Here is a 23,241-nt window from a genome sequence, read left to right on the forward strand (position 1 = left end):
AGAAAAATCTAAAATTCAATGTTCAAAATTCAGGATTTACTTTTCTACGTAAATAACTCTCAAAAATGACATTTTTGGCACCTAAAATTTCTCCTGAACTTAAACTAAAAAGACCTCACAGGTTTTGAAAACCTGTGAGGTCTATGCTTATCTACCGTCTACAGACTATCGACTTACTACACGTTGAACCTAAAATGCATTACATCGCCATCTTTAACGATGTACTCCTTCCCTTCTACTCTCATTTTTCCTGCTTCCTTGACCTTGGCTTCGCTGCCGTAATTTACGTAGTCGTCATAGGCAATCACTTCAGCACGAATAAAACCTTTTTCAAAATCGGTATGGATTACTCCGGCGGCTTGAGGAGCTGTAGCTCCAATAGGAATGGTCCACGCTCTCACCTCTTTTACTCCGGCGGTGAAATAGGTTTGCAGGTTCAGAAGGTTATATGCTCCCCGGATCAATTTTGCAGATCCCGGCTCATCAAGACCTATATCCTGAAGGAACATTTGGCGTTCCTCATAATCTTCAAGCTCGGTGATATCGGCTTCTGTACCTACTGCAAGTACTAAGACTTCAGCATTTTCATCCTTTACCGCCTCTTTTACCTTATCCACATATTCGTTTCCTGAAACCGCGTCGCCTTCATTGACGTTGCACACGTACATTACCGGCTTATCTGTAATGAACTGTAAAGGTCTTATGAATTCAGCTCTTTCTTCTTCAGAAAGATCAATTGCTCTCACAGATCTTCCGGCTTCGAGTCCGCTTTTGACCTTTAGCAAGGCCGCTTCCTCTTTTTGAGCTTCTTTGTTCCCGGTTTTTGCAGCGCGTTTCACTTTCTCCAGCTTCTTTTCTGCTGTTTCAAGATCTTTCAGCTGCAGTTCCATATCTATGGTTTCCTTGTCCCGTACAGGATTTATATTTCCGTCTACGTGAACAATATTGTCGTTTTCAAAGCATCTCAATACGTGCAGGATGGCATCTGTTTCTCTGATGTTTCCGAGAAATTGATTCCCAAGACCTTCTCCTTTGCTCGCTCCTTTTACAAGTCCGGCGATATCAACGATCTCAACTGTTGCGGGAATAACCCTTTCAGGATTTACCAGGGATTCCAGTTTTTCAATACGCCTGTCGGGCACGTTTACCACTCCAATATTAGGTTCAATGGTACAGAACGGGAAGTTGGCACTTTGGGCTTTGGCGTTAGAGAGACAATTGAATAAGGTTGATTTTCCTACGTTGGGTAATCCTACAATTCCGGCTTTCATATAATATCTTTTGATGCACTTTTTGGCGGGTGCAAATATAACACTATGAATTGGAATACCGGGAGGTAAAAAATGGCTGATTTTGAGTTCACTTTTAAAACTTATATGACAATAAATCCCCAGGTTAACAGTGCTTTACCAAAACCTTTTATCACGCCTGTTAAATTTTGAAAGCAGAATTAACTTACAAACAACCTTAATCAGGACCATTTTGTCTTAATGAACTGTTATTACTGGACGACTTAGCTTAAACCTCTCACAATTAGAATATTATAAACAGAAAACTGCCTTTATAAAACATAATTTTGTTCAAAACCTAAAAAACAATTATTATGAAAAATTTTAATCGCTTAATTCCATTTTTAATGATTTTTAGCTTGGTTCTGATATTGACAGGCTGCTCAAAATCTGAAGCTGACGAAGATATCATCTATGGTTTGGAAAGTGATCTGCAAACCGCTCATAAAGATGCAAACATGTCGGCTAAAGCTAAATATTATACAGCCAATCTCTCCACTCTCAATAACTCCGGAGTTTCGGGTACTGCCGAGCTGACTCTTATGGGTAACGAGCTGACTGTGATGATAACAGCTTATGGATTGGAAGATGGTCCTCATCCACAACATATTCATGGGTTTACTGATAGTAATAAAAACTCCAAATGCCCGCCCGCTTCTGCAGATGACGATGGAGACGGTTTCGTAGAAATTGGTGAGGGACTTCCCTTCTACGGTGCGCCGCAGTTATTTTTAGAACCATTTCCTGAAACAGATGACGGTACAATAATGTTTGAAAACACCTACACCCTAAGTAATGATCAAGTTTTAACCCCACTTCAAAACAATACTATTGTATTGCACGGGATGACAGCAGAACTTACTCAGGTTGTCAATGATGAAATTGAGGTTGTCAGTGGATATATTGCAACTTTACCAGTTGCTTGTGGACCGATTCAACCTGCGCAAGGAAAGAATAATAGATAATATTATCTTTTAAAATGATAAAAAAAGACATCCGTTTTCGGGTGTCTTTTTTTTGTTGCAAAATAAACGCCGTGGCTTCACCTTCTCCCCACCCGAAGCAGAATCGGGAATTCAATCACCCCCACTTCACCAAAACTATTGAAAAGATCATTTTTTATTAGCTCCACCGGATTTTCCCCTTTTTCTCGTTCATAGCTCTTCACAGCCGACCAGGTTTTGAGATAACCTGTCAACCTTTCAAAACTCCATTGCTGCTTCATCTCTAATTTCGGAGCCTCTATTTCCTCAAACGGAAAAGGAATTGTTTGATACCTCTCCTCCAGATAACGCCTCTCCGGCGACCAGTATGATCCTATAATTTTGTGGTAAAACTGCTGAATGATCTCATCAGTTCCTGAATTACTTCTGAAAAGAGCGTATCCAAAAATGGCAATTAATGCATCTTTTTTAAGAACCCTTTTTACTTCGGAATTAAATTTCTGAAAGTCGAACCAATGTACCGCCTGCCCAACTGTCACTAGATCAAAAGTATCATCGGGAAAGTTAGTTTTCTCTGCAGCTTGTTTGGAGTAATGAATGTTATCTTTCTGAATGGCATGTGAGAGCTGATTGATACTTATATCGGTCGCATAAACCTGCTCAAAAAAATTGGCCAGTTCTCCCGCCACCTGGCCGTTACCTGTACCGCAGTCCCAGGCCTTTGTTCTGTTCTCACAAAGCTGCAGGAGAAAACTGTAAAGCTCAGGTGGATAGGTAGGCCGAAACTGCGCATATTTATCAGATGCTGTAGAAAAGTAGTCTTTCATAAATATTTGTGCAACCTATTAATAGAAAAAGCTATGAAAAATATTCCAAATCTTCACCTGCTTTATTTTTTTACTAAAAATATAACAGTCAGGCACATCAGAGAATCAGTTCAAATTTTTAAATTTCAAAGATGAAAAAGATTTTGACCCTTTTTATCTTTCCCCTCTTTGCCTGTGCAGACGATGTAAAAAAGGTAGAAGAGGAAGTGGCTTCCGAAATTATCGAGACCACAAGTCTTCAACAAAATGAGGCTACCTCTTCAACGTTAATTCCCACGGTAGATTTTGAAGCTTTTGATTTGGAGTACCTCCGGCATAAGAATGACACCACTTACATCATAAATTTCTGGGCCACCTGGTGCAAACCCTGTATTGAGGAACTACCGGCCTTTGAAAAAATAAATCAGGAATATTCAGAAGAAAAGGTCAAAGTAATTCTAACCAGTCTTGATTTTCCGGAAAGACTGGAAAAACAGGTGATCCCTTTTATTAAGAACTATGATCTACACAGCAAAGTAGTGCTCCTCGATGATCCCGATGCAAATTCATGGATCCCTAAAGTCTCAGAAGAATGGAGTGGCGCAATTCCCGCAACTATCATATATAATCAACAGGAACGAAAATTTTATGAACGTTCTTTTACATATGACGAATTAAAATCTGAACTCACATCAAAATTTCAATTATGAAAACATATACTTATCTATCTGTAGTAGTTCTTTTAGCTTTGATCTCTTTGGGTAGTGGTGAAATTTCCACTCCACATCACAGCAACCAATCAAAAACTAGTATAACCGACGGCTATAGTATTGGGGATGAAGCCACCAATTTTGAGCTAAAAAATGTTGACGGCAAAATGGTATCCCTTTCAGACTATCCCAATGCAAAAGGCTTTATTGTGATCTTCACCTGCAATACCTGTCCATATGCAGTAGCCAGTGAACAGCGTATTGTGTCGCTGGATAAGGAATTCAAAAAGAAGGGTTATCCCGTGATCGCCATCAACCCGAACAATCCTGAAGTGCAGCCTGATGATACTTATGAACTGATGCAGAAAAAAGCCAAGGAAGCAGGATTTACTTTTCCATATTTATATGACGAAAGTCAGACTATTTACGCCAAATACGGTGCAAAAAAGACTCCGCATGTCTACTTGCTTCAGAAGGAAAATGGGAAAAATATTGTGAAATACATAGGAGCCATTGACGATAACGTGCGCAGTGCAGATGCTGTAAAGGAGCGCTTTGTTGCAAATGCCGTGAACGAATTATTAGCCGGAAAGGAAGTAAGCGTAAAAGAAACAAAAGCTATTGGCTGCACTGTAAAACAGTAGGTTATTACTGGGTATAAAGAGAGAAATTCTTTAAAAGGATCTACTTTTTAAGCTGTCTCAGGGCCTAAAAGGTTTCAGCTTTTATTGACCTCGATCGTTTTACATTATCCAATCCCCTGCCCAAACTCCAATTGATCTTGTTGAACGTCACAATAGACGCAAGCTGTTTTTTGAGCAAAGCTGGTCTTTGGGAATAATAAATATCAGTAGGTAAGGAAATTTTAAGGTCGATTTAGGGCTAGTCCCTTCTTTGAATTTAAAGTTCAGCGGTCATTTCAACAAAGAATGAAATCGAAAATTCAGCTGAAGATATTACTCCTCAAAAATGGCATTTTTGGGAGAGATTATTCCGAAGGAGAAAAACAGGACCAAATCATCCAGCTTCAACTGATTTTCATCAGATTTTGACCACTTTTTACTCTGCAGCGCCGGCCCAGGTTTTTTATAAGCCTTATTTTTGCATGAGAATTTGAAAACTATGAATAAAGGACTTTATATAGCGACCCTGGAGCCAAACAGCGGGAAATCTTTGATCTCCCTTGGCCTCATGAGGGCTCTTTTAGGTAAGACAGTACGTGTGGCCTATTTTAGGCCGATCATCAATGAAGCTAAGCCCGGCAAAAGAGATAATCATATTGAGACTGTTCTTAAATATTTCGACCTGCCTCTTAGTTATGAAGACGCTTATGCTTTTAAAAGAGGCGAGGTGATCCAAAAACGCAACGAAGGCAAGTCGGGCGAGATCATAGATACGATTATTAGAAAGTACAAGAAACTCGAAGAGGATTTTGATTTTGTGCTGGTAGAAGGCAGTGATTTTTCGGGCGAAGGCAGTGTGTTCGAGTTTGATGAAAATGTAAACATCGCCAAGAATTTGGGCCTTCCGGTGATCATAGTAGCCAGTGGCCGCGGCAAGACCAAAGAGGGTCTTATGGGCAGCCTGCAAATGGCTTACCAAACCTTTATCCGGAAAGATGTAAGGGTAATGGCCATGGTGAGTAACAAGATCGAACTTGAGAACCTTACCATAGCAACAGAGGGAATGAGAGAATTCCTGCCCGATGATGTGGCAGTTTTTGCTCTTCCGCTTATAGATACACTTGCCAATCCTACTATTAAGGAAATCGTGGAAGTACTGGATGGAAAAGTGCTTTTTGGAGAGGAATTTCTGGACAACCAGTCGGGGAGCTTCAACGTGGGAGCCATGCAACTTCGCAATTACCTGAACCACCTTAAAAATGAGAGCCTGGTGATAACTCCCGGAGACCGTGCAGATATCATTCTCGGTGCCCTGCAGGCACACATATCCAGCAATTATCCAAGAATTTCGGGGATCTTACTTACGGGGGGACTTATTCCTGAGGATTCTATAATCAAGTTAATTGAGGGGCTTTCCCAGGTAGTCCCCATCATCTCTGTTCAGGACGGGACTTTTAATGTGACCAACAAGGTTGGAGCAATAAATTCTAACATTTATGCAGACAGTATTCAAAAAATAGAAACTTCCATAAGCACCTTTGAGAAGTTTGTGGATATGGATCCTTTAATAGAACGTTTTGCCGGTTTGCAACCAACCGGTTTAACACCTCGTATGTTCCAGTACAGCCTGGTGAAAAGGGCTCAGCAAAAGAGAAAGCATATCGTATTACCTGAAGGTACAGATGAACGCATCCTCACTGCAGCCTCCCGCTTGATCGCAATGGATATCGTAGACCTCACTATTCTCGGAGATGAAGAAGAGATCAAAAAACTGGCGATGAACCTTGGTCTTACTATAGACTTTGATAAGTTAAGGATCATCAACCCGACAAGATCTGAATATTTCGACGATTACGTGAAAACCTTCTATGAACTGCGCAAGCACAAGAATGTCAACATGGATATCGCCCGTGATCTTATGAGCGATGTCTCTTACTTCGGGACCATGATGATACATAAGGGGCATGCGGACGGGATGGTATCTGGAGCTGCTCATACCACTCAGCATACCATTCGGCCTGCATTGCAGTTCATTAAGACCAAGCCCGGAGTTTCTGTGGTTTCTTCGGTATTCTTCATGTGTCTTGAAGACCGAGTTTCCGTATTTGGGGATTGTGCCATTAATCCTAATCCTACTGCCGAAGAGCTTGCAGAGATCTGTATCTCATCTGCTGAAAGTAGTAAGGCCTTCGGAATTGAACCTAAGATCGCCATGCTCTCCTACTCTTCCGGAAGTTCAGGAAAAGGAGAAGATGTTGATCGTGTGAGGGAAGCTACAGAAATAGTTAAGAAAAAACGTCCCGATCTTAAGATTGAAGGCCCCATACAATATGATGCCGCAGTTGATCTTAGTGTTGGTAAAGCTAAACTCCCGGGATCTGAAGTTGCAGGACAGGCAAGTGTACTCATTTTCCCTGACCTGAATACCGGGAACAATACTTACAAGGCAGTGCAGCGGGAAACAGGTGCTTTGGCAATAGGGCCAATGCTTCAGGGACTTAATCAGCCCGTGAATGACCTTAGCCGTGGTTGTACCGTTGATGACGTTTTCAATACGGTGATCCTTACAGCTATACAGGCACAGGGACTGTAAAGGTTTAAGGTCTAAGGTCCAAGGTTTAAGGTTTAAGGTTTAAGGTTTAAGGAAATTGGTTAATTGCTGATTGTTATTTGTTAATTGTTAATTGTAAAAGTCTTGGCTTTTGGTTCTTGACTCTTGATTCTAAAGTGAAATTATGAATAAAAATATATTGATTATAAATTCCGGAAGTTCTTCCTTAAAGTTCCAGTTGATCGAAATGCCGGCTGAAAAGGTTGTGGCCTCAGGGCTGGTAGAAAGAATTGGACAGGCTTCAGGAAAGATACATTATAGATCGGAAGTGCATTCCACTTCCGAAGAAATGGAGATTAAAGATCACTCGGTGGCACTTAAAGAGGTGACGAAACATCTAATGCACCAGGATTATGGGGTGATTAAGGATCCGGCCGATATTCCTGCTATAGGGCACCGCGTTGTGCATGGAGGCGCAAGTTTTTCGGATACAATAATTATTGACGAAAAGGTAAAAGAAAAGATCAGGGAACTTTTTTCACTTGCTCCTTTGCACAATCCGCCAAACCTAAAAGGGATCGAAGTGGCTGAAGAGATCTTTCCCAATGCAAAACAGGTTGCTGTTTTTGATACTGCATTTCACCAAAGTATTCCCTCTCGTGCCAACCGGTATGCTATTCCTAATGAATTCTATGAAAAGGAACATATCCAGGTCTATGGATTTCACGGAACCAGTCACAAGTATGTTTCAGAAAAGGCAAATGAATTTCTTGGAAAGGAAAACACTAAGCTAGTCACGGTTCATCTTGGAAATGGGTGTAGTATGACCGCAGTAAAGGATGGAAGGAGCATTGACCACACCCTGGGCTTTGGTCCTGTGAATGGTTTGATCATGGGAACCCGGAGTGGTGACATTGACCAGTCGGTGATTTTTTATCTCATTGAACAACTTGGATATTCTGCAAAAGAAGTGAGTGACCTGCTACACCACAACAGCGGAATGCTGGGTCTAACAGGTTACAGTGATCTTCGTGACATCGAAGATGAAGCTGCAAAAGGCAATAAGGAGTGCCAGCTGGCGCTTGAAATGAATGCCTATAGGATCAAGAAATACCTGGGAGCTTATGCCGCCGCTATGAACGGTCTTGATGCTGTAGTGTTTACTGCCGGGATCGGAGAAAATTCAGATGTTATAAGGAAAATGGTCTGTACAGATATGAACTTCCTGGGGCTTGAGCTGGATGAAGAAAAGAACAGTATTCGTTCCAGGGAGATCAGGAATATCGGGAAGGAATCTTCAGCAGTAAAGATCCTTGTGATCCCTACTAATGAAGAACTGGAGATTGCAAAACAAACTCTGGCAATGTTCTAATTTAACGCCTTCTCAAAAAGGTATTTTTAAGCGGAAAGGTCTACACAAAAAGGTGTGCCTCTCCGCTTTTTACTTTTGCTGCAAATACGCTGATGTTCTCTTCCAGCTCTGCTCTAAACTTAAGCTTTAAAGGTTGCACCGAATAATGTACAGGACAGGGTTGTTCTGAACTACATCTCTTCAAACCCAGCACACACTCATCCAATCTTTGGGTACCATCTATAATATTCACCACATCTATCAAGGGCCTTTTCAAAGCCTGCTCGGTGAGATAAAAACCACCGGTAGGTCCTTTTGAAGATGAAATTATGTTTTCCCGGGACAAAGACTGTAAAAGCTTTGACAGGAATGGAGAAGGCAACTTAATAGCTTCTGCAATTTCCTTAGCTCTTATTTTATTCTTATCACTGGAGTGTACTGCCAGGTATAGTACGGCATTTACGGCATATTTGCTGGAACTGGATAACATTGAGCTTGGTTTATAGTTAGTTTGGTTTTGGACTATAAAAAAGACTTAGAAGTCCAAATTTACAGAAATCCTGATTATTATCATTTTTTATTGCTCTCATTTAGGAGAGTTTTGTCCTATATAAACTTGAAGGAATCTCCCACTCCACATAACAAGTAATTTTACAAATAAAATATTAAAAGATCTGTTTATCTTTTTTTAAATAAAGTTATAAATTAGCGGTGTAAACTTAATAACCATTTATCATGAAATTAACATTGAAAATTTTATCGGCTTTCCTTGTACTCTTTATCACTGCATGTGGGCAAAAAGAGGAAAAGGAAGGTATTAGACTAACAGATGAAAGTACAGCTGTAAAAAAAGAAGTTGTGAAAGAAGCCGTGAATACGACGGCAGCAGTGGATAATATGCAAAACAAAGGCGTTGGACCGATCACTGATCTCAACCTGGGCAGTGACATAGACGCGGCCATGGCCACCCGTGGAGAAGAATTTTTCAAAAATATGTGCTCTGCCTGTCATAAGATGGACAAAAAGTTCGTAGGACCACAAATAGCAGGAGTAACTGAAAGACGTGCTCCCGAATGGATCATGAACATGATCCTCAATCCTGAACAAATGATCAAGGAAGATCCTATTGCAAAGAAATTATTGCTTGAATCAAACATGGCGGTAATGGCAAATCAAAACCTTTCTGAAGAGGAAGCGAGGGCCATTCTGGAATACTTCAGGCAATACGACCAGGCAAACTAATTAAAAATGACCTTCTACAGGTATAATCCCACAGATCCATTTTAAATCCTAACCAATGAAAACAATCAAACTATTATTTTTCTTTTTCAGTCTTACAGGGCTGTTAATTACCACCTCATGTAAGGAGGAATCCGATAAAGGATCGGCTACTCCTGTAGCTCAGCAAGATTCAGATGTCTCGGCTTCGAACAAAGGTCAGGCATATATCGATAGCGAGAGTGACAATCCCAATGCACTGCGTATAGCGATAGACTCTCCAGATCACACCACCTTGGTAGCTGCCGTCGAAGCAGCCGAAGTACAGAATGCTTTGGTAAATGTTGGACCTCTTACTGTTTTTGCCCCAACCAATGAGGCGTTCGAAAAACTTCCTGAAGGTACGGTTGAAAACCTTGTAAAGCCCGAGAACCAATCCAGGCTCGCCTACATCCTTACTAACCACGTAGCTCCCAGTAATTACCCTGTAGATATGCTCCTCAAAAATGTCAAAAAAGGAAGAACCTTATACATGGCATCGGGCGAGAATGTGGAAGTAACTCAAAAGGGCGAAGACCTTTACGTGGGTGGAGCCAAAATACTTGGAACCGTCAAAGCCAGCAATGGTTGGGTACACGTAGTAGACAGTGTGATTTTACCTAAAAACAATTAATACCTATTCAATGAAACGAATCAATTCAATTTTATCTGTTTTTCTCCTGAGCCTTTTAATGATAAGCTGTGGAGATGATAATAACAATGGCAGGGAAAGATCGGGCGGAGCCATGGTCTCAAATGCTGCCGAGAGAGTTTATGTGGCTCCCGGCGAACATGACGAATTCTACGCCTTCATATCGGGAGGATATAGCGGGAACCTTACAGTTTATGGATTACCTTCCGGGCGTATGTTGAAAGAGATCCCTGTCTTCTCTCAATTCCCCACTTCAGGATATGGTTATTCTGAAGAGACCAAACCAATGTTGATGACCTCTCACGGGTTTATTCCCTGGGGAGACTCTCACCACCCCGACATTTCTCAAACTAATGGAGAAACTGACGGGAGATGGGTATTCATCAATGAGAATAACACTCCTCGTATCGCACGTATAAGTCTTGAAACTTTTGAGACCGAAGAGATCATCGAGATCCCGCACAGTGCCGGTAACCACTCTTCTTCTTTCGTAACCGAAAATACTGAGTACGTAGTCGCCGGAACAAGGTTTGCCGTGCCATATCCTCAAAAGGATATGCCTATCGAGGAGATGAAAGGAAACTTTAAAGGCCCCCTTACCTTTATTGCTGTAGGCGATGACGGAAGAATGAAAATCGACTTCCAGTTAGATATGCCCGGTTTCAACTATGACCTCTCCCACCCCGGCCGTGGTGACTCTCATGGATGGTTCTTCTTCACCACCTACAATACAGAAGAAGCTCACACTATGCAGGAGGTAAATGCTTCTCAAAACGATAAGGATTTCATTGCTGCGGTGAACTGGAAGAAGATCCAGGAGTATGTTAGAAATGGAGGCGGCGAGCAAATGGATGCAGAATACGCTCACAACGTCTACGATCACAATACTCATACTGCCACAACTACTATGGAAAATAAAGTTACCAGAGTAGATCCCCGTGAAGTTGAAGGAGCGGTATTCTTCATGCCTACCCCCAAATCTCCTCACGGTTGTGACGTGGATCCATCAGGAGAATATATTGTAGGTAATGGTAAGCTTTCTACCGACCTTACAGTTCACTCCTTCTCTAAAATGCTACAGGCAATTGAAAATGAAGATTTCACAGGTGAAGCTTATGGTATCCCGGTATTGAACTTCGATTCTACTCTTGCAGGTACTGTAAAAGAAGGAGGTCTTGGACCACTGCATACAGAGTTTGACGGAAAAGGTAATGCTTATACTACCTTCTTCATTTCTTCGGAAGTTGTTAAATGGAAACTGGGCACCTGGGAAGTACTTGACAGGCAGCCAAGCTACTACTCTGTAGGTCACCTTATGATCCCCGGTGGAAATTCAAGAAATCCTGAAGGAAAATACCTTGTTTCTATGAACAAGATCACAAAAGACCGCTATTTACCTACAGGTCCCGAGTTGGAACACTCAGCTCAATTGTATGACATTTCAGGAGATAAAATGGAGCTTCTTTTAGACTTCCCTACTCACGGGGAGCCGCACTACGCAGCAGGCATTTCTGCTGAAAAAGTAAAAGCGAATTCCAAGAAGATCTATAGACTTGATGAGAACAAACACAAGTATGCTGCAACCAGCGAAGCTGAAACAAAGATGGTACGTGAAGGAAACAATGTGCATGTTTATATGACCACTGTTCGCTCCCACTTTTCACCAGATAACCTTGAAGGAATCAAAGTTGGAGATAAAGTTTATTTCCACGTAACCAACCTTGAGCAGGATTTTGATGTACCACACGGCTTTGCAATGATCGGAGCAAACAACTCCGAGTTATTGATCATGCCAGGACAAACAAAAACAATGACATGGGAACCTAAGAAAGAAGGAGTATGGCCATTCTACTGTACAGATTTCTGTTCTGCTCTTCATCAGGAGATGCAGGGTTATGTGAGGGTTTCCGGCAAGAATTCCAATGTTCCCCTACGATGGACACTGGACGGAGAGTAACCTGTGTTTAGTTAGTTAAAAGTTACACTCTTCATTTCAGGAAAGCGGGTCAGGGTATACTACCCGCTTTCTTATCTAAATACAAACAAATGAAAACCTCAAGTTTTTTAATGATCATCGGTTCGGTTCTCCTGCTGGGGCTGTTTATATATCCTTTATGGAATATTAGACTGGAAGCTCCACAGTATCCCGATCCATTAGGTATGGACATCTATATTGCCGGCATTGAAGGAGAAGAGGAGTTCGATATCCAGAACATTGACGGGATCAATCATTATATTGGGATGAAAAAGATCCCAAAGCCCGAAGAAATGTGGGAATTCAATGTTTTTCCTATAGTCATAGGAGGCATGGCAGGGTTCGGGGTTCTATTAGGTCTTTTAGGATTACTTGGAAAGATAAGTCCGCATTGGTTCCTGGGCTGGTTGATCTTAATGAGTATCCTGGGAATACTGGGGATGTATGACTTTAACAGCTGGTTGATCGAATATGGAACAGATCTCGATCCAAAGGCAATTATAAAACTGACCGACTCAGATGGCAAGCCTCTAAGTTATAAACCACCTCTTTTGGGGTCGGAAAAGATCCTAAACTTTACAGCCCATTCCTACCCTAAAACAGGAGCTTATTTAATGTTCTTCGGAATGTTTCTTACCCTTTTGGCGTGGATTCTTGGCAGTAGAAAAATGAAAAGAGATTAGAAATTCACAATGAAAAATTTGCTTTACCTGTTGATGACTTTATTATTGATTACCTGTAGTATAGAAACAAAACCTATTGCTTACGGAAAAGACACCTGTGATTATTGCGAAATGACCATTGTAAGCCGCTCATATTCGGCGCAAGCGGTAAGTGATAAAGGAAAACAGTTTAAGTATGATGCCATTGAATGTATGGTCAATGACCTTCACGATCATAATACAGTAATGAAAATTCAACAGGTAGCAGATTTTTCAATTCCCGGAACCATGATAAAGGTTGAAGAATCACTTTTCATTATTAATGATAGCATAAACAGCCCCATGGGGGCAAACCTCGCTGCCGTGAAAAAGGCGTCTTCTGTCGCTTCCCCACAAAGTGCTGATACTTACCTCTGGGATGATCTCCTCACCCACCTTCTGGAAAAAGATTCCATATTCAACCTAGAGTAATGAAAATCAAATTCTTTCTACTCATCTTTTACCTTGCAGTAAGTACTGCGCAAGCCACAGAAATTATTGTTTGCGCTACTTGCGAAGTTTCTTCAGTCAAGCAAGCGGTTGATCTTGCTAAGAGTGGCGATACCATAAGAATAAAACAAGGAATTTATAAAGAGCATGAAATCGAGATCCTGGACAAATCCCTCACCATCATAGGAGAAGATTTTCCCATCCTGGACGCCGAAATGAAGGGAACTGCTATTAAAGTTCAGGCAGAGGACTTTTCTATTCAGGGACTGCACATCAAAAATATTGGAACAAGTCATACGAGTGATCATGCTGCGATCTTGGTCTCCCGTTCCACCAACTTCAGCATTAATAATAACCGACTCGACAATATCTTCTTCGGAATTTTAATAGAAAGATCTTCCAAAGGAAACATCACCAATAACAGAATAAGAAGTAAAGCCAGGAGTCAGGCGAATTCCGGGAATGGAATTCACATTTGGCATTCGAAGGGGATAAGAGTAGAAAGCAATGATATTCGAGGAGTAAGAGACGGGATCTACCTGGAGTTTGCCAATAAATGCGACATCGTTAAGAATGTTTGCAAAGATAATTTAAGATATGGTCTTCACTTCATGTTCTCAGACCACAACAGTTATATTAAAAACATTTTTGAAAACAACGGCGCAGGGGTGGCTGTGATGTATTCGAAGTTCATTGAAATGGAAAAAAATCATTTCAGGAAGAATTGGGGCAGCGCCTCCTACGGACTTCTCCTAAAAGAGATCAATGATGCAACTCTTCGGCATAACATTTTTGAAGATAATACCATTGCTATAAGTGCCGATAATACTAACAGGATCGACTATCTGGAAAATGACTTCATCAGCAACGGTTATGCGGTAAGAATAAGAGGGGCCTGTTACAAGAACAGTTTTCAAAGGAATAATTTTATTGCAAATTCTTTTGACGTAGCCTATACGGGAAATATCAATGAAAATGAATTTTTGAGGAATTACTGGAGTGAATACACCGGTTATGATCTAAATAAAGATGGAATTGGGGATGTTCCTTACCGGCCGGTAAAGCTATTCTCCTACCTGGTTAACACCACTCCGGAAGCCATCATTCTCTTAAGAGGCATGTTCATTGGGTTACTTGATTTTTCAGAAAAGGTTTCTCCCGTGTTCACTCCGGCAGAACTTGTCGATCCACAACCCCAATTAAGAAAAATAAAATGGTAAGCATTAAAGACCTACACAAAAAATACAGTTCCCAGGTCGTTTTGAATGGGCTTGATCTCAACATACAAGAGGAAGGGATAATTGCTGTACTTGGCCCTAACGGGTCGGGAAAAACTACGCTCATAAAAAGCATTTTAGGTATGGTAGTTCCCGAAAAAGGAGAGATCGGGATAAATGGTAAGAGCATCCTGAAAAAATGGGATTACAGGCAGGAGTTGGATTATCTTCCGCAGATCGCGAACTTCCCCGGAAATCTTCGGGTTCAGGAATTGATCACCATGATCAAAGATCTTCGCGGCAAGCCAGCCAGAGACAAACAGCTGGTAGATTTCTTTGGACTTCACCCCTACCTCGATAAAAAGCTCAACAAGCTTTCGGGTGGTACCCGTCAAAAAGTGAATTTATTGTTGTGCTTTATGTTCGATAGTCCACTTATAATTCTTGATGAGCCAACTTCGGGTCTTGACCCGGTTTCTCTGTTGCGTTTGAGAGAGTTGATAAGGACCGAAAAAGAAAGAGGTAAGACTATTTTGATCACATCCCATATTATGAATTTCGTGGAGGAAAAGGCCGATCGGATTGTGTTCCTGCTAGACGGCAAGATTTACTTTGACGGTACTGTTAATGAACTAAAGACCTCCACAGGAAAATTTGATTTTGAACACGCCATCGCGCAATTATTATCTGAAGAAAATGTTTAAGATCCTTAAATACAGTTTTTTTGACCTTACCCGCAGTAGCTGGAGTTATGTATATTTCTTCTTTTATCTTCTGCTGGGAATTACGCTGTTGTTCCTGAATAATGACCTCTCTACAGCAGTGATCACCTTAATGAATGTGATCATCATGCTCGTACCCCTCATTGGAACCATCTTCGGGGTCATGTACTATTATAATTCACGAGAGTTTACTGAACTTTTACTGGCCCAACCGGTAAAACGCAGTTCCATATTTATGGGGCAATACCTCGGAGTTGCTATTTCATTATCCCTAAGCCTTGTTGTAGGTTTAGGAATTCCATTTGCTGCTTATGGATTATTTAAATCTCCGGCGATTTGGGATTTTGTAATGCTTCTTATTACCGGTCTCTTTCTCACGCTCATTTTCTCTGCCCTGGCTTTTAATATTGCTTTATCCAATGAAAATAAGATCAAGGGCTTTGGTTACGCGATTTTGCTGTGGTTATTTCTTGCCGTGATCTATGACGGACTCTTTCTACTCTCGCTGGTCTACTTTCAGGAATACCCTCTGGACAGGTTCTCATTGATTGCCACGATGTTCAATCCAATTGATCTCTCCCGAATTCTCATCCTTCTAAAACTGGATATTTCGGCATTGCTTAGCTACACAGGAGCGGTCTTTAAAGAATTTTTCGGAACTCCGCTCGGCGGGTTCACTTCTATGGGTATGTTGGTCATTTGGGTGTTGCTTCCACTGCTGAGGATTGCAACGGTTGTTAGGAAAAAAGATTTTTAACCCTTTGTTGATCATTGTTTAACAGCTTTTTTCTTCTCAGAGGCAGTTGATTGGGTATCTTATGTAAGGAACAAAGTTTAACCTAAAACTGCATAAAATGAGAAATGAAGAATTTTTAAACAAGCTGTCTAACTGTATCAACCACTGTAATCATTGTGCAGATGCCTGTCTTGATGAGGACAATCTCAAAAAGATGGTGGAATGCATTAGAAAGGACAAGATCTGTGCTTCTGCCTGTGCCTCTCTTGCCGATATTCTTTCAGTCAGGAATGCCAATGCAGCAGGACTGGTTAAGTACTGTGAGCAGGTGTGTAGAGAATGTGCCGAAGAATGCGAAAAGCACGAAACTCAGCACTGTCAGGATTGTGCAAAAGCCTGCCGTGAATGTGAAGAAGCCTGTAAAAAATACGCAGCCTAACACAGAGTGGCTGTCTGTAAAGCATGTAATACGTCATCCGGAATTAATTTCAGGATCCTAAGCAGTTGATATTCAATACCGGTTAATAGCCGAATTAAGTTCAGCCTGACGAAAAAAAACACTTTCCGGACAGCCTCTTTTTACTTCTTAAAAAGGACATTTTTGAAAGATATTATTTTAGGGAGTTCTACCATATAATTCATTCTCCCTGTACAATTCCTCTGCTCTTTCCTGCGGAACATCTTCTTTAGTTAACCTCCAGGTCCAGTTACCTCCTGTACTTCCGGGGGTGTTCATTATTGCTTCACCCCCCAGCCCTACTATATCCTGCATGGGAGTAATAGCCACTGCAGATACAGATTGTAGTGCTATGCGATGCAAAACTTCATGCACATTCTTATCGGTTACGCGCTGACCTGTATATTTGTTCAGGTGCTCACGAACTTCTCTGCCGCTGTCGCTAAACCAGCCACGAGTGGTATTATTATCGTGGGTCCCGGAATAGACTATACTGTTGAACTCATGATTGTAAGGAATGTATGGATTCCGGCGGTTAGTGTCTCCAAAAGAGAATTGCAGCACCTTCATCCCGGGAAAGTTGTACTTCTCCAACAGGTCATACACCGGCTGGTCCAGTACGCCAAGGTCTTCTGCGATAAAGGGCATATCGGGAAACTCTGCTTTTACATGCTTGAAAAAATCTACCCCGGGAGTAGGAATCCATCTGCCGTGAATAGCTGTGTCTTCCTCTGCCGGCACTTCCCAGTAAGCGGCAAAGGCCCTAAAATGATCGATCCTTACTACATCGAATAGCAACAGGTTTTGTCGCAGGCGCTCGATCCACCAGTGATATCCGTTCTTTTTTAGTTCCTTCCAGTCATAAACAGGCGTTCCCCACAATTGTCCGCTTCTACTGAACATATCCGGTGGTACACCCGAAACATGAGTCGGCTGCTTCTGTCCGTCAAGCTTGAAAATCTGCGGATTTGCCCAGCAATCGGCACTGTCGTGGTTGACGTAAAAAGGCACGTCACCAAAAATCCGGATTCCGGAGTTGTGAGCCTGCATCATAAGCTGGGACCACTGTGAAAAGAACAGGAACTGCACGAACATTTCGCGTTCGATTTGGTCCTTAAGCTCAATTCTGGCATTTTCGAGAGCTTCAGGCTTCCTTTCCCTTAGCTCTTCAGGCCATTCTGGCCAGTTGGCTTTATTGTATCTGTAGCGCAGGGCCATGTATAGGCAGTAATTGTCCAGCCAATGGTCATGGCTTTGCCTAAATTCCCTGAATTCTTCTTCCTGCTTCTTCTCTCTTCTGAATTTTTCAAAAGCGGCATCAAAGATCTCCCGCTTATATTCTACTACCCTCTCAAAAATGACCTTTTCAGAAGAAATTTCTGAAGGTACAGGGAAATCTCTCAGGTCGATATATCCTTCTTCCTCTAGAAGCTTTGGGCTTATCAAAAGAGGATTTCCCGCAAAAGCCGAATGGCTGCTGTAAGGGGAATGCTGGTAGATTCCATCTGTGGGATTCAATGGCAGGATCTGCCAGTACGTATGTCCCGATCTCTTCAAAAAATCGAGGAAATTGTAGGCTTCCGGTCCCATATCCCCAATTCCGAATTCTCCGGAAAGTGAAGTTATATGTAAAAGAATTCCGCTGCTTCTTTTTAATTTCATATCAGGTGTTGCGTGTTAAAAGTGCGACGGGAAAGTCGGTAAAAAGATCTTTTACCACAAGAGCTTCTGAAGAAAAATCTTTTCCCGAAAAGACATTTTTGAAGGTCCCTTTTAGAGTATCCGGCAGGATCACTTTCAGCTCTTCAGGCAGATCCTTTACCCCGAGATCTTCGGTAAAAAGATCGACTACCATTGCAGGAGATACCACTACTGCGGCCTTACCATCTATTACGCGGGCAAAGGCAACAATCCTGGATCCCATTTCACCCTGTACTTCTAAAGGAATATATTCTCCTGCCTCAAAAACTTCAGCCATATCCCTTCGAGCCAACAGGGCACGGTGAAGACAGTACATCTTGATTTTTCCGTTGGTATAATCTTTCTTCAGGTTCTGTAATTCCTTCTCCATTTCTTCCGGAGACACTGCAGCTATTTCTGAAAGATATTTTTTCCGGAGATCGTAATCCACAGGTCGGCGGTTATCGGGATCTACATAACTAAGGTCCCATAGTTCTGTTCCCTGATAGACGTCGGGAATTCCCGGCGCAATGATCTTCAGCAGGGATTGAGACAGGGATTTTACAACTCCGTAAACGGCAACTTTTGCATGAAAAGATTGGAAAGAATCTCTGAAATCAGAAGAGTTCAGCAGATCCTTTAGGAATGTATAGACCTTATTCTCGTATTCTTCATTTGGAGCAGCCCAGGACGAATTTTCTTTGGCCTCCCGCAGGACTTTTTGCAAATAAGCTGTTGATCTCTCAAGAAATTCCTCCCCTGGTTCGCCTGAATATGGCCAGGCACCAATGAGCATTTGATAGATAAAATATTCCTCATTGGTATCGGGAACAGCATTATCATTTCGAACTGTCTTTGCAATTTCCTTCCATTGTTGAACCTTTTCAAACCACTCCTGTTCGATCTCGCTTAAAACATTAAGCCGCATACGGGAATCTTCCCCTCTTTTGGTATCATGAGTAGCCGTAGCATTGATGGAAAGTGGAAAATCTTCCATTCTTCCTATCATCCTCTTGTGAAAACCGCTTATCGATAATCCAAAATTTTCAGGAGAATCTCCAACTTCATTATGAGAGATCAATTCATTGAAGATGTAAAAGGTAGTATCCTCTACCCCTTTTGCTGCGAGTGGTCCTGTAAATTGCTGACATCGCTGAAGAAACTTCAGCATATGCTCCCTGTCTTTTTCAGCTTCTCCCAGAAAAAATTTTCTAATGTCTTCCAGCTCTTCCTTAAGCCCGGGTTGATGATCTTTAGCAGCCTCAAAGGCAGCATCTATGATCTTCTTCTGTCGCTTTCTTAACGGATATTCTTCAGGATATATACGGTATACAGGAAAGGCAGCCAAAAATGCACCTAAAGCTTTCCGATCATTTTCTTTCTCCTTTAAAAGGTCATATTCAAGAGCCATTTTCCAGAGGTTATTGTATTCCCCACCCATTCTTTCCTCCAGGATAAAGCGCTTTTGTTCGTAGACGAGTTTGTGATAATCCTGGTGGCGCGGGTTGAGCGTTTGATAGACCTCTGTAAATTTATTCTCACTCCTTTGATTTGTGAGCAATTGGTTTACCGTAGCTAAAAAACCATATCCACTGGTACCTTCAACAGGCCAGTGAACAGGAAGTTTTTCATCCCATTCAAGGATCTTTTCAATAGTAATATAGAATTCGGGACCCAATTTCTCCCGAAGCCACTCCAGGTAGCCTTTAGGATCAAAAAGTCCGTCAATATGATCAATTCGCAATCCCTGTATAAGATTTTCCTCACATAGCTGAAGAATAAACCTGTGATAGCTCTCAAAAACCTGCCTGTCTTCCATTCGAAGACAGATGAGGTCATTGATAGTAAAGAATCTTCTGTAATTGATCTCCTTTTCAGTCTCTTTCCAGTGTGCCGGCAAGAAGAACTGTTCCCCGAGAATTCCCTTCAGCTTTTCTTCAGAAGCATTGATCTCCTCTACCCTCTGGTCTACTTTATTTCTGAAATCGGGTTCTTTGTCGTACTCTCTAAGGAAATATTCCTTGAGCTCCTGCCAGTTCTCATCCTCTCCTGAAAAATTCCGGAACTGCTCTTCCCATTTAGCTCCCATTTCCCGGCCTAAAATTGAGGCATAGGAACGTGCGGCGGCAAAGTATTCATGATCAAAATAAGTGATCAAAAATCCCCTTTTTGACACCTTTATTTGCAATTCTCTATTCCTGATCACATCCTCCAGCGGGCTTCCTAAAAAAGGGGCCATTACCTTCCCTGACTCCTTCCAGTCAATATCAAAAAAATTATAATGAATAGAATCCGGGCCCATTTCAAAAATATCCTGCATCCAAATATTGTCCCCGTCAAAAGCCATGTGGTTGGGAACTATATCCTGCAGCCAGGACATGTTCTTTTGCTGCAATTTTTTGCTGATCCTTCTAAACATGTCCAACTTACCTATCTGCTTGTTGATCTGGAAAGGGTTGGTAATATCATATCCATGAGTACTGCCCTTACGTGCCTGAAAAAAGGGGGCAGAATAGATGGTCGAAATCCCGAACTCCTCTAAATAGTCAACGATCCCGTCCAGATCATCAAAAGTATAGTCTGGCGAAAGTTGGACTCTGTATGTAGAAACCGGATTTTTCATTGGAGGGCCAGGTTTACGGATTCTTCGAGCTTTTGAAATTCCTGAACCCATTTTGTAGCTGCCTCATCACCTTCCTCACTTCGTTCAAGTGCTTCCCGGAAGTGTTCTTCTTTTATTCCAAAAATAATATTCTGAGCCTCCCATTTTTCGGGAGAGAGAGGAGTTTCCTCCAGCATTTCCAAGAGGGCATTGACCTTCTTCAGCATCTTGAGATCCATAGGATTTTTCTCAAGCTCCAACGTAAGATCTGTAAGCCGCTTCTCTGCGAGGAAATTTAGAGTGACGGAGTCCAGCTCGGCTTCTATAGATACAGCCGCTTTGATTTGATTCTCAAGTTTCTTGAAGTCGCAGTCCTTTTTTTCTAGTTCCTTTTCCAGACGGTTGTTTACAGCCATTTCGACCGGCAACTTAAGTCGGGAAGGGACCCTCATATTCACCTCCTGAAAGGTTTTAAGCAGTGGATAAGTGTTGTCATACAGCTGCTGCATGGCACCTTCGGCGCCGGTTAGATTGTTTTCCATCACTTGTTTCATAATGAGATGCTGTTCATCCCTGAACAAATGCCAGAAGGAATAGTTATGGTTTCCAAAGTGAGTATCCATGAGATTAAAGATCTCGTACATATTACCCTTTTCAAAGAAGTGTGACATCTTGGAATGAAGCTCCTCCAGGGCTTCTGCACTAATGTATTTTCTAACCCCCCCAAAAATGTGGTGATCGCCCATGTAAAGCACAGCATAAGAGATATCCACTTTTTCCCAGGTGATATCACTGCGGAATTCTGTACGGGCTATGATCAATTTCTGCTTTCCGGCCTCATAGTAGTGGCTGGCTTTTGTAGTAGCGTTGAAGTTGTAAAGGGTCACTTCTTCCGGAAATTCTTCAAAGACCGAAGAAATAGCATAGTGGGCCCCAATCCTTATCATATCCAGTTCCATAGGCTTTACGAAAAGTTCATATGCCTTATGTACCGTTTCATACTGCGGAATATTACTTGGGATCTTCTTTAAGGATTCGACAAAATCGGGTTCATATTTTTCACCACTAACCTCTTCAGCAAGCTGTACGGCACGTTGTGCATAAAAGATATCCTGCATGGATTCAATCCCTGTGACCTCATCGAAGAACCACCCGCAACTGGTGTACATCAACATAGCGTGATACTGCATCTCCAGCAATTTGAGTAGCTTGACCTGGTCTTCTTCAGACAGATCCTCACGGGTATTTTCAGTAAGGAAGCCTTTTACATTCTTTGGATCTCTGTCAAGGATCACCTGGATATACTTATTCCGGACTTCCCAGGGGCTGGAAGTATAAGGCTCCATCTCCTTCTCAAAGAGTGTGATGAGCTTTTCCCGAACCTTGTCAAAAGCTTCTCTTAGAGGTTTTCGCCATTCCTGATTCCAGTCATTGTTGCCACCTGTGTTACAACCACAATCACTGCGCCAGCGCTCTACCCCATGATAGCAGCTCCAGGAAGTATCTTCAATGATCTGGGCTTCATATTCTGGCGGAAATTTTTCAAGGAACTCACCATAGATGGTAAGGTTAATATCATCGTCCTCTTCCAGGGAATGCAGACAATAAGAAAGTGCCATTTCCCCCAGCTTGTGGTGGTGACCATAGCTTTCTCCATCGGTAGCGATATGTACCAGTTCCATATCATCATGTTCTGCAAATTGGCCCCTTAACCTGTCGGCAAATGCTTCCCCATTGTTAAGAAGTCCTTCGAATGCCACCGCCTGGGAAGCAGGACCATCATAGAAGAAAAGACTAATTTCTTTTCCCGAAGGCAATTTACAGGTATAGGCACGACGGGTATTCACCTTAGCATCGGTCGCATCTTCCCATTCTTTAGAGCCAATCTTTCTTACTGCTTTTGCCTGGTAAGGAGAAAGAATAGTGAACTTTATCCCGTGCTTTGCCAGCACCTCAAGCACATCGGTATTTACCGCAGTTTCACCTAACCACATTCCTTCGGGCATCCGGTTGTAGCGGGATTTGAAATCCTCAATGCCCCATATTACCTGTGTTTCCTGATCTCTTTTATTTGCCAAAGGCATAATGAGGTGATTGTAAGCCTGTGCCAGTGCAGCTCCATGTCCCGAAAAATTCTCCTGACTTATTTTATCTGCCTCCAGGATCGCCTCATAGGTCTTTGGCGTCTCGTTTTGCATCCAGGCCAGTAAAGTAGGACCGATATTGTAGCTCATCCAGGCATAATTGTTCATGATCGCCTGGATCTTCCCTTCCTCATCAAGTATGCGGGAAGCCGAATTTCTCACGTAGCATTCGGCGTTGATCCTGTGATTCCAGTCGTGATAGGGATAGGCCGATTCCTGGATCTCTACTTTGTTCAACCATGGGTTTTCCCTTGGAGGCTGGTAAAAATGACCGTGCACACATACATATTTCTCACTCATAATTTTTTTGTTAGTTAGTTAATGAACTACCTCTTTAATAAGGTTCCAAAAAGGGCATTTTTGAGGGGTCTTCT

The 23,241-nt window shown here is 42.0% G+C and carries 20 protein-coding genes; 14 read left to right on the top strand and 6 right to left on the bottom strand.

The window, feature by feature from the left end; all coding sequences use genetic code 11:
- Window positions 1-176 precede the first annotated feature (176 nt).
- A complete protein-coding gene (gene ychF, locus ACXYMT_RS10295; protein ID WP_459058990.1) occupies window positions 177-1,271 on the bottom strand; it encodes a redox-regulated ATPase YchF in 1,095 nt (364 codons plus the stop codon).
- 332 nt (window positions 1,272-1,603) lie between these two features.
- Here ychF and ACXYMT_RS10300 point away from each other — a divergent pair, with 332 nt between their 5' ends.
- Window positions 1,604-2,254, top strand: coding sequence for a hypothetical protein (locus ACXYMT_RS10300; RefSeq protein WP_459058991.1), 651 nt, complete (start codon window positions 1,604-1,606; stop codon window positions 2,252-2,254).
- A 77-nt stretch (window positions 2,255-2,331) separates the two neighbouring features.
- Here ACXYMT_RS10300 and ACXYMT_RS10305 read toward each other — a convergent pair whose 3' ends face one another.
- Window positions 2,332-3,060 carry a class I SAM-dependent methyltransferase gene (locus ACXYMT_RS10305; RefSeq protein ID WP_459058992.1) on the bottom strand — a complete coding sequence of 243 codons (729 nt, stop codon included), beginning with the start codon at window positions 3,058-3,060 and terminating at the stop codon, window positions 2,332-2,334.
- Between the two features lie 131 nt (window positions 3,061-3,191).
- Between ACXYMT_RS10305 and ACXYMT_RS10310 the strand changes: the two genes are divergently transcribed.
- The 4 genes from ACXYMT_RS10310 (at window position 3,192) to ACXYMT_RS10325 (ending at window position 8,295) form a co-directional block, all read left to right on the top strand.
- Window positions 3,192-3,749 (top strand): TlpA disulfide reductase family protein, encoded by a 558-nt coding sequence (locus tag ACXYMT_RS10310; RefSeq protein WP_459058993.1) that lies wholly within the window; start codon window positions 3,192-3,194, stop codon window positions 3,747-3,749.
- Entirely contained in the window at window positions 3,746-4,393 is a 648-nt protein-coding gene (locus tag ACXYMT_RS10315) for a thioredoxin family protein (protein WP_459058994.1), read from the top strand. The genes ACXYMT_RS10310 and ACXYMT_RS10315 overlap by 4 nt, the downstream gene beginning before the upstream one ends.
- Window positions 4,394-4,871: 478 nt before the next feature.
- The gene (gene pta / locus ACXYMT_RS10320; protein ID WP_459058995.1) at window positions 4,872-6,965 is read left to right on the top strand and encodes a phosphate acetyltransferase; all 2,094 of its coding nucleotides are present in this window, start codon (window positions 4,872-4,874) and stop codon (window positions 6,963-6,965) included.
- Window positions 6,966-7,107: 142 nt separating this feature from the next.
- Window positions 7,108-8,295, top strand: a complete 1,188-nt coding sequence (locus ACXYMT_RS10325) for an acetate/propionate family kinase (protein WP_459058996.1) — start codon at window positions 7,108-7,110, stop codon at window positions 8,293-8,295.
- A gap of 40 nt (window positions 8,296-8,335) precedes the next feature.
- On the opposite strand, the gene ACXYMT_RS10330 is transcribed toward ACXYMT_RS10325, so the two are convergent.
- Window positions 8,336-8,764 (bottom strand): RrF2 family transcriptional regulator, encoded by a 429-nt coding sequence (locus ACXYMT_RS10330; protein WP_459058997.1) that lies wholly within the window; start codon window positions 8,762-8,764, stop codon window positions 8,336-8,338.
- Between the two features lie 245 nt (window positions 8,765-9,009).
- On the opposite strand from ACXYMT_RS10330, the gene ACXYMT_RS10335 reads away from it, so the two are divergent.
- From ACXYMT_RS10335 to ACXYMT_RS10375, 9 genes are all read left to right on the top strand, one after another.
- Complete coding sequence (locus tag ACXYMT_RS10335) at window positions 9,010-9,516, top strand: c-type cytochrome (RefSeq protein WP_459058998.1); 507 nt, start codon at window positions 9,010-9,012, stop codon at window positions 9,514-9,516.
- Window positions 9,517-9,571: 55 nt separating this feature from the next.
- A complete protein-coding gene (locus ACXYMT_RS10340; RefSeq protein ID WP_459058999.1) occupies window positions 9,572-10,165 on the top strand; it encodes a fasciclin domain-containing protein in 594 nt (197 codons plus the stop codon).
- A gap of 10 nt (window positions 10,166-10,175) precedes the next feature.
- Window positions 10,176-12,140 (top strand): Sec-dependent nitrous-oxide reductase, encoded by a 1,965-nt coding sequence (gene nosZ / locus ACXYMT_RS10345; RefSeq protein WP_459059000.1) that lies wholly within the window; start codon window positions 10,176-10,178, stop codon window positions 12,138-12,140.
- Between the two features lie 89 nt (window positions 12,141-12,229).
- Window positions 12,230-12,841 (top strand): hypothetical protein, encoded by a 612-nt coding sequence (locus ACXYMT_RS10350; RefSeq protein WP_459059001.1) that lies wholly within the window; start codon window positions 12,230-12,232, stop codon window positions 12,839-12,841.
- 9 nt (window positions 12,842-12,850) lie between these two features.
- Window positions 12,851-13,291: a nitrous oxide reductase accessory protein NosL gene (locus tag ACXYMT_RS10355; RefSeq protein ID WP_459059002.1), complete on the top strand. Its 441-nt coding sequence runs from the start codon at window positions 12,851-12,853 to the stop codon at window positions 13,289-13,291.
- A complete protein-coding gene (locus ACXYMT_RS10360; protein WP_459059003.1) occupies window positions 13,291-14,529 on the top strand; it encodes a nitrous oxide reductase family maturation protein NosD in 1,239 nt (412 codons plus the stop codon). The genes ACXYMT_RS10355 and ACXYMT_RS10360 overlap by 1 nt, the downstream gene beginning before the upstream one ends.
- The gene (locus ACXYMT_RS10365) at window positions 14,523-15,230 is read left to right on the top strand and encodes an ABC transporter ATP-binding protein (protein ID WP_459059004.1); all 708 of its coding nucleotides are present in this window, start codon (window positions 14,523-14,525) and stop codon (window positions 15,228-15,230) included. The genes ACXYMT_RS10360 and ACXYMT_RS10365 overlap by 7 nt, the downstream gene beginning before the upstream one ends.
- Window positions 15,223-16,005: an ABC transporter permease gene (locus tag ACXYMT_RS10370; protein WP_459059005.1), complete on the top strand. Its 783-nt coding sequence runs from the start codon at window positions 15,223-15,225 to the stop codon at window positions 16,003-16,005. Before ACXYMT_RS10365 ends, ACXYMT_RS10370 begins: the two co-directional genes overlap by 8 nt.
- A 97-nt stretch (window positions 16,006-16,102) precedes the next feature.
- The gene (locus ACXYMT_RS10375; RefSeq protein ID WP_459059006.1) at window positions 16,103-16,423 is read left to right on the top strand and encodes a four-helix bundle copper-binding protein; all 321 of its coding nucleotides are present in this window, start codon (window positions 16,103-16,105) and stop codon (window positions 16,421-16,423) included.
- A 177-nt stretch (window positions 16,424-16,600) separates the two neighbouring features.
- Here ACXYMT_RS10375 and malQ read toward each other — a convergent pair whose 3' ends face one another.
- The 3 genes from malQ to ACXYMT_RS10390 are packed head-to-tail and all read right to left on the bottom strand — an operon-like array spanning window position 16,601 to window position 23,167.
- The gene (gene malQ, locus ACXYMT_RS10380) at window positions 16,601-18,103 is read right to left on the bottom strand and encodes a 4-alpha-glucanotransferase (RefSeq protein WP_459059007.1); all 1,503 of its coding nucleotides are present in this window, start codon (window positions 18,101-18,103) and stop codon (window positions 16,601-16,603) included.
- Window position 18,104: 1 nt separating this feature from the next.
- Window positions 18,105-20,744 (bottom strand): malto-oligosyltrehalose synthase, encoded by a 2,640-nt coding sequence (gene treY, locus ACXYMT_RS10385; protein WP_459059008.1) that lies wholly within the window; start codon window positions 20,742-20,744, stop codon window positions 18,105-18,107.
- A complete protein-coding gene (locus ACXYMT_RS10390; RefSeq protein WP_459059009.1) occupies window positions 20,741-23,167 on the bottom strand; it encodes a DUF3536 domain-containing protein in 2,427 nt (808 codons plus the stop codon). The genes treY and ACXYMT_RS10390 overlap by 4 nt, the downstream gene beginning before the upstream one ends.
- Window positions 23,168-23,241: the final 74 nt, after the last annotated feature.

It is taken from the genome of Salinimicrobium sp. CAU 1759, from assembly GCF_054482715.1.